This is a genomic window from Kribbella sp. (assembly GCF_035655035.1).
Lineage (GTDB): Bacteria > Actinomycetota > Actinomycetes > Propionibacteriales > Kribbellaceae > Kribbella.
The window spans coordinates 1-6,672 of the sequence record NZ_DASRVN010000433.1; the positions used below are offsets into that span (position 1 = coordinate 1).

Sequence of the window (6,672 nt, forward strand, 5' to 3'; positions counted from 1 at the left end):
GGTACGACGTGCCGCCCGGTCGGGGTCAGCACCCGGCAGTCGTGCCCGATCTCGGTGGAGATCCGGGCCGCGAGCTCGTCCAGGCTGCGCCCGGCGGCGATCGACGACAACAGCTGCCGCTGCCGCACCAGACTGGCCGACAACCGCGCCCCGGTCTCCGCCGACCCGGCCGCCGCGACGTACTCCGTGACATCCGCGAACGCGACCTCGACCGGCACCTCGACGAGCGTCATCCGATGCCTGCGGCACGCCTCCAGCAGATCCTCAGGTACGTCGCCCAGCTGCGCCTTGCCCGCGAGGATCGTGGTCGCTCCGCGGGCCGCGACCGACGCCACGAACACGTCGCTGTCCGCGGGCTGCCGCCGCCAGACGAGCCCGGTCAGGACCACCTCGCCGCCGCTCAGGTACCGCCCCGGCTCCAGCAGGTCGGTCGTCACCAGCCGCCCGATCGGACGGTCCAGTACGCCGCCCGCGGAGTACAGCAGGCGTAACCCGAGCTCGGGCGCGTCGAGCAGTTCGGCGAGCAGCACGGCGTACCTCCTTTAGAGGAACGTACAACGCGCGCGTACACGAGGGACAGCTCTCATATAGGACCTGTGGACGCTTGACGGCCCGCGGCGGTCGACTTATGGTCTTTTCGCAGAACAGAAATCAAGTTCCACAATGCGGAAAGTTGGAGTCGGGATGAGTCACCAGTTGCGGTACACGGTGAACTGTTCGTTGCTCTTCACCGAGCTGCCCCTGCTCGAGCGGCCCGCGGCCGCCCGGCGGGCCGGGTTCAGCGCGGTGGAGTTCTGGTGGCCGTTCGTCGAGGCCGTCCCGCCGGACCGCCAGGTCGAGGCGTTCGTGACCGCGGTGACCGACGCCGGCGTCCGGCTGACCGGCCTGAACTTCTTCGCCGGCGACATGCCGGGCGGCGACCGCGGGCTGGTGTCCTGGCCGAAGCGGTCCGGCGAGTTCCGGGACAACCTCGACGTCGCGGTCGGGATCGGCGAACGCCTCGGGGCCCAGGGCTTCAACGCTCTGTACGGGAACCGCGTCGAGGGCAGCACCGCCGAGGAACAGGACGACCTCGCGGTCGAGAACCTGTCCCTCGCCGCGAAGGCCGCCGCGCGGATCGGCGCCACCGTGCTCGTCGAGCCGGTCAGCGGCGCCGCGCGGTACCCGCTCAAGCTCGCGGCCGACGCGCTCCGCGTGATCGACCGCGTCCAGGCGGCGTACGACGTACCGAACGTCGGGCTGCTCGCGGACCTGTACCACCTCGCGGTCAACGGCGACGACGTCGACCGGGTGATCGCCGAGCACACCGACCGGGTCGCGCACGTGCAGATCGCCGACAACCCGGGCCGCAACGAGCCCGGCACCGGGACGCTCCCGCTCGAGCACCAGCTCACCGCCCTGGAGACGAACGGCTACGCCGGCTGGGTCGGCCTCGAGTACAAGCCGTCCACCACCACCGAAACAAGCTTCGGCTGGCTCCCGTACGAGCGCCGCTGACTTAGGAGACGACACACATGAGCAATATCGCCTTCATCGGCCTCGGCATCATGGGTAACCCGATGGCCGTGCACCTCGCCAACGCCGGGCACACCGTGGCCGGCCTCGACCGTACGCCGGACCGCGCCGCCGCCCTGATCGACGCCGGCGGCCGGGCCGCCACCTCGATCGCCGACGCGGTCAAGGGCGCCGACGTGATCTGCGTGATGGTGCCCGACTCGCCGGACGTCCAGGACGTCCTCGAAGGCGAGAACGGCGTCTTCCAGAACGCCGACACCGGCGCGCTGATCATCGACTTCTCCAGCATCCGCCCGGACGTCACCCAGCAACTCGCCGAGCAGGCCCGCGCGCTCGGCTTCCGGCTGCTCGACGCCCCGGTCTCCGGCGGCGAGGCGGGCGCGAAGAACGCCGCGCTGTCGATCATGGTGGGCGGCGAGGCGGACGACTTCGCGCAGGCCAAGCCGGTGTTCGACGCGGTCGGCAAGACCGTCGTGCACGTCGGCCCGAGCGGCTCCGGCCAGACCGTGAAGGCGGCCAATCAGCTGATCGTCGCCGCGAACATCCAGGCGGTCGCCGAGGCGGTCGTCTTCCTGGAGGCGTACGGCGTCGACACCAAGGCGGCCCTCGAAGTGCTGGGCGGCGGCCTCGCGGGGTCGACCGTACTCAACCAGAAGAAGGAGAACATGCTGTCGCGCTCCTTCGAGCCCGGGTTCCGGATCGACCTGCACCACAAGGACATGGGCATCGTCACCGCGGCCGCGCGCGAGGCGGGTGTCGTCGTACCGCTGGGTGCCCTGGTGGCGCAGCTGGTCGCGTCCGCCCGTGCGAACGGCGACGGCAAGCTCGACCACTCCGCGCTGCTGCGCGGCGTGGAGCGGATGTCCGGAAAGGAAGTCAACTGATGGCGCGCATGCGGGCGGTCGACGCCGCCGTACTGATCCTGGAGAAGGAAGGCTCGACGCAGGCCTTCGGGCTGCCGGGGGCCGCGATCAACCCGTTCTACAGCGCGATCCGCGCGCACGGTGGCATCAAGCACGTGCTCGCCCGGCACGTCGAGGCCGCGTCGCACATGGCCGAGGGGTACACCCGGGCCCGTGCGGGCAACATCGGCGTCTGCATCGGTACGTCGGGGCCGGCCGGGACCGACATGATCACCGGCCTGTACTCCGCCGCCGCGGACTCGATCCCGATCCTGTGCATCACCGGGCAGGCGCCGGTCGCGAAGCTGCACAAGGAGGACTTCCAGGCCGTCGACATCTCCGCGATCGCCAAGCCGGTCGCGAAGTGGGCGGTCACGGTGATGGAGGCCGCGCAGGTCCCGGGCACCTTCCAGAAGGCGTTCCAGGTGATGCGCGAAGGCCGTCCGGGCCCGGTGCTGATCGACCTGCCGATCGACGTCCAGCTGGCCGAGATCGACTTCGACATCGACACGTACGAGCCGCTGCCGGTCTCGCGTCCCGCGGCCACCCGGGCGCAGGCGGAGAAGGTACTGCGGATGCTCGCCGAGTCGCGGCACCCGCTGATCGTCGCGGGCGGCGGCATCATCAACGCCGACGCGGCCGAGCTGCTCGTGGAGTTTGCCGAGCTCACCGGGATTCCCGTCGTACCGACCCTGATGGGCTGGGGCGCGATCGCGGACGACCACCCGCTGAGCGCGGGCATGGTCGGGCTGCAGACCTCGCACCGGTACGGGAACGCGACGCTGCTGGCGTCCGACCTGGTCCTCGGGATCGGCAACCGGTGGGCGAACCGGCACACCGGCGGGCTGGACGTGTACCGCGGTTCTCGCAAGTTCATCCATGTCGACATCGAGCCGACGCAGATCGGGCGGGTGTTCGCACCCGACTACGGCGTGGTGTCGGACGCCCGCGCCGCCTTGGAGGTCCTCGTCGAGGTCGCGCGCGAGCAGGCCGGCTCGTTGCCGGACCGTACGGCGTGGGCCGCCGAGTGCCGGGAGCGTCGTACGACGTTGCAGCGGAAGACGCACTTCGACGCGGTGCCGATCAAGCCGCAGCGGGTGTACGAGGAGATGAACCGTGCCTTCGGGCCGGACGTCCGGTACGTGTCGACGATCGGGTTGTCGCAGATCCAGGCCGCGCAGATGTTGCACGTGTACCGGCCGCGGCACTGGATCAACGCCGGTCAGGCCGGACCGCTCGGCTGGACCGTTCCCGCGACGCTCGGTGTCGCGGTCGCGGATCCGGAGAGCACAGTCGTCGCGCTGTCGGGCGACTACGACTTCCAGTTCCTGATCGAGGAGCTGGCGGTCGGGGCGCAGTTCAACATCCCGTACATCCACGTGGTGGTGAACAACTCGTACCTCGGGCTGATCCGCCAGGCGCAGCGGAACTTCGACATGGACTACTGCGTGCAACTGTCCTTCGACAACATCAACAGTCCGGAGGTCGCGGGGTACGGCGTCGACCACGTCAAGGTCGTCGAAGGCCTTGGCTGCAAGGCGTTGCGGGTGTCCGAGCCGGACGGGATCCTGCCGGCGCTGGAGCAGGCGAAGAAGCTGATGGTCGAGCACCGGGTGCCGGTCGTCGTCGAGGTCATCCTGGAACGGGTCACGAACGTGTCGATGGGTGTCGAGATCGACAACGTGATCGAGTTTGAGGACCTGGCGATCGCACCGGAGGACGCGCCGACCGCTCTCGCCCTGCTGGACTGATGGGCAGCGCGTCGTTCGAGGGGTTCGGCCTCCGGGTCGTCGTCGCCTCGGACAAGTTCAAGGGCACGCTCACCAGCGCGGAGGTCGCGGAAGCGGTCGGCACCGGGGTACGACGAGTCTGCCCCGATGCCACCGTGATCTCCGTCCCAGTAGCCGACGGCGGCGACGGGACCCTGTCAGCCGCCGTCGCCGCCGGCTACACCCTGGTCCCGGTCGACGCCTCCGGCCCCACGGGCGAGCCGGTCCGCAGCGGGTACGCCCGTTCCGGGCACACCGCGGTCGTCGAACTCGCGGACGTGTCCGGCCTCGTCCGGCTCCCCGGCGGCGTACCCGCGCCCCTCACGGCCACGACGTACGGCACCGGCGAACTGATCGCGGCCGCGCTCGACGCCGGGTGCACGCGCATCGTCCTGGGAATAGGCGGCAGCGCGTCCACAGACGGCGGCCGCGGGCTGATCGAGGCTCTTTCCGGAAACAATTCGTCGCTCCGTGACGAAAAAGTTCCGGACAGACGGCTGGCAGCCCTCCGGCGACGGCTCGACGGGGTACAGATCGTGGTCGCGTGCGATGTCGACAATCCGTTGACCGGGCGTCGCGGGGCTGCGGCTGTTTACGGGCCGCAGAAAGGTGCTACTCCGCAACAGGTCGCGCAGCTGGACGCGGCCCTCGGCAAGTGGGCTGACGTGGTTGCGCGGGAAACCGGCGCGGACCTGCGTGATACCCCGGGTGCGGGAGCCGCCGGTGGGGTCGGGTTCGCCGCGCTGGCACTGCTCGGCGCGGAACTCCGCCCCGGGATCGAGCTCGTGCTGGAGATGGTGCGGTTCCGCGAGAAGCTCGCCGGTGCGGACCTGGTGGTCACCGGCGAAGGCGCTCTCGACGAACAGACCCTGCACGGGAAGGCAGTCGCCGGCGTGGCAGCTGCGTCCAACGGTGTGCCGGTGGTTGCGGTTTGTGGGGTCAACCGGCTGAGCGCGGAGCAGCTCCGGGGGATCGGTGTCGCGGCGGCGTACGCGCTGACCGACGTCGAGCCCGACGTACGACGCTGTATCGCCGAGCCGCGCCCACTCCTGGAAGAACTCGGCGAACGCCTCGCGGTCGAGCACCTTACGATGACACGAAGAGAGAAAGGCATCGCATGAACGCTCTGGATCTCGTGATACGAGCCCGGCGGGTGGTGCGTGGCGGTGGTGAGCAGGCGGCCGCGGTCGGGGTCCGGGACGGGCGGATCGTCGTGGTCTCGCCGTACGACGCCGAGCTCGACGCCGCGGCGGACCTCCGGCTGGCGGACGACGAGGTATTGCTGCCAGGGCTCGTCGACTCCCACGTGCACGTGAACGACCCCGGGCGGACCGACTGGGAGGGATTCACCTCCGCGACCAAGGCCGCCGCGGCCGGTGGTGTCACGACGATTGTCGACATGCCGCTGAACAGCATCCCGCCGACCTGCGACGTCCCGGCGCTCACGCTCAAGCGGAAGACCGCGGAGACCCAGGCGTACGTCGACGTCGGCTTCTGGGGCGGTGCGATCCCGGGCAACGTCCCCGACCTGCGCCCGCTGCACGACGCCGGCGTGTTCGGGTACAAGTGTTTCCTGCTGCACTCCGGCGTCGACGAGTTCCCGCCGCTCGACCCCGCGCAGCTCGAGGACGCGATGCGCGAGATCGCGGGCTTCGACGGCCTGCTGATCGTGCACGCCGAGGACGCCCACCAGATCGACGACGCGACCCCGCCCGACGGCGCGAGCTACGCAGCCTTCCTCAATTCGCGTCCCCGCACGGCGGAGAACGAGGCCGTGCAGCACGTCATCGACCTCGCCCGTACGACCGGCTGCCGCGTGCACATCCTGCACGTCTCCAGCGCCGAGGTACTCCCGCTGCTCGCCGACGCCCGGGCGACCGGCGTACGGATCAGCGCGGAGACCTGCCCGCACTACCTCAGCTTCGACGCGGAGGACATCCCGGACGGCGCCACGCAGTACAAGTGCTGCCCGCCGATCCGTGAGGCCGCCAACCGTGAGCTGCTCTGGGACGGCCTCCGCAGCGGCACCATCGACCAGATCGTGTCCGACCACTCGCCGTCCACGATCGACCTCAAGCACCTGGACACCGGCGACTTCGGCACCGCCTGGGGCGGGATCGCGTCGCTCCAGCTCGGCCTGCCCGCGATCTGGACCGAGGCCCGGCGGCGCGGGTTCACCCTCGCGGACGTGGTCCGCTGGATGGCCGAGGCGCCCGCGGCCCAGACCGGGCTGCGCACGAAGGGCCGGATCGAGGTCGGGTACGACGCCGACCTGTGTGTGCTCGCTCCCGACGAGACCTTCACCGTCGACGCGCGCCGGCTCCAGCACAAGAACGCGATCACGCCGTACGACGGCCGCACCCTGACCGGTGTCGTCCGGAGCACCTGGCTGCACGGCGTACCCGTCGACCTCGCCGCCGACCCGCGCGGCCGCCTGCTGACCCGAGGAGAACGATGAGCTTCTATGCCCCGAAGGGCGGCCTGCC

6 protein-coding genes are annotated in these 6,672 nt (G+C 70.4%); 5 read left to right on the forward strand and 1 reads right to left on the reverse strand.

Annotated elements, in window-relative coordinates; translation table 11 throughout:
- Positions 1-530, reverse strand: a 530-nt coding sequence (locus VFF46_RS23930) for a PucR family transcriptional regulator ligand-binding domain-containing protein (protein WP_325039438.1), incomplete at its 3' end; no start/stop codon positions are given.
- A 154-nt stretch (positions 531-684) separates the two neighbouring features.
- On the opposite strand from VFF46_RS23930, the gene VFF46_RS23935 reads away from it, so the two are divergent.
- From VFF46_RS23935 to allB, 5 genes are read left to right on the forward strand one after another with little or no spacing between them, the layout of a single operon-like run.
- A complete protein-coding gene (locus tag VFF46_RS23935; protein ID WP_325039439.1) occupies positions 685-1,497 on the forward strand; it encodes a hydroxypyruvate isomerase family protein in 813 nt (270 codons plus the stop codon).
- 17 nt (positions 1,498-1,514) lie between these two features.
- Positions 1,515-2,399 (forward strand): 2-hydroxy-3-oxopropionate reductase, encoded by an 885-nt coding sequence (locus VFF46_RS23940; protein ID WP_325039440.1) that lies wholly within the window; start codon positions 1,515-1,517, stop codon positions 2,397-2,399.
- Entirely contained in the window at positions 2,399-4,168 is a 1,770-nt protein-coding gene (gcl, locus tag VFF46_RS23945; protein WP_325039441.1) for a glyoxylate carboligase, read from the forward strand. The genes VFF46_RS23940 and gcl overlap by 1 nt, the downstream gene beginning before the upstream one ends.
- Positions 4,168-5,307 (forward strand): glycerate kinase, encoded by a 1,140-nt coding sequence (locus VFF46_RS23950; protein WP_325039442.1) that lies wholly within the window; start codon positions 4,168-4,170, stop codon positions 5,305-5,307. The genes gcl and VFF46_RS23950 overlap by 1 nt, the downstream gene beginning before the upstream one ends.
- Positions 5,304-6,644 (forward strand): allantoinase AllB, encoded by a 1,341-nt coding sequence (gene allB, locus VFF46_RS23955; protein WP_325039443.1) that lies wholly within the window; start codon positions 5,304-5,306, stop codon positions 6,642-6,644. Before VFF46_RS23950 ends, allB begins: the two co-directional genes overlap by 4 nt.
- The last annotated feature ends 28 nt before the right edge of the window (positions 6,645-6,672 follow it).

Bases quoted from the DNA above. Each gene is read 5' to 3' on its own strand.
- VFF46_RS23935 (WP_325039439.1), top strand. From the start codon at position 685: ATGAGTCACCAGTTGCGGTACACGGTGAACTGTTCGTTGCTCTTCACC.
- VFF46_RS23940 (WP_325039440.1), top strand. From the start codon at position 1,515: ATGAGCAATATCGCCTTCATCGGCCTCGGCATCATGGGTAACCCGATG.
- gcl (WP_325039441.1), top strand. From the start codon at position 2,399: ATGGCGCGCATGCGGGCGGTCGACGCCGCCGTACTGATCCTGGAGAAG.
- VFF46_RS23950 (WP_325039442.1), top strand. From the start codon at position 4,168: ATGGGCAGCGCGTCGTTCGAGGGGTTCGGCCTCCGGGTCGTCGTCGCC.
- allB (WP_325039443.1), top strand. From the start codon at position 5,304: ATGAACGCTCTGGATCTCGTGATACGAGCCCGGCGGGTGGTGCGTGGC.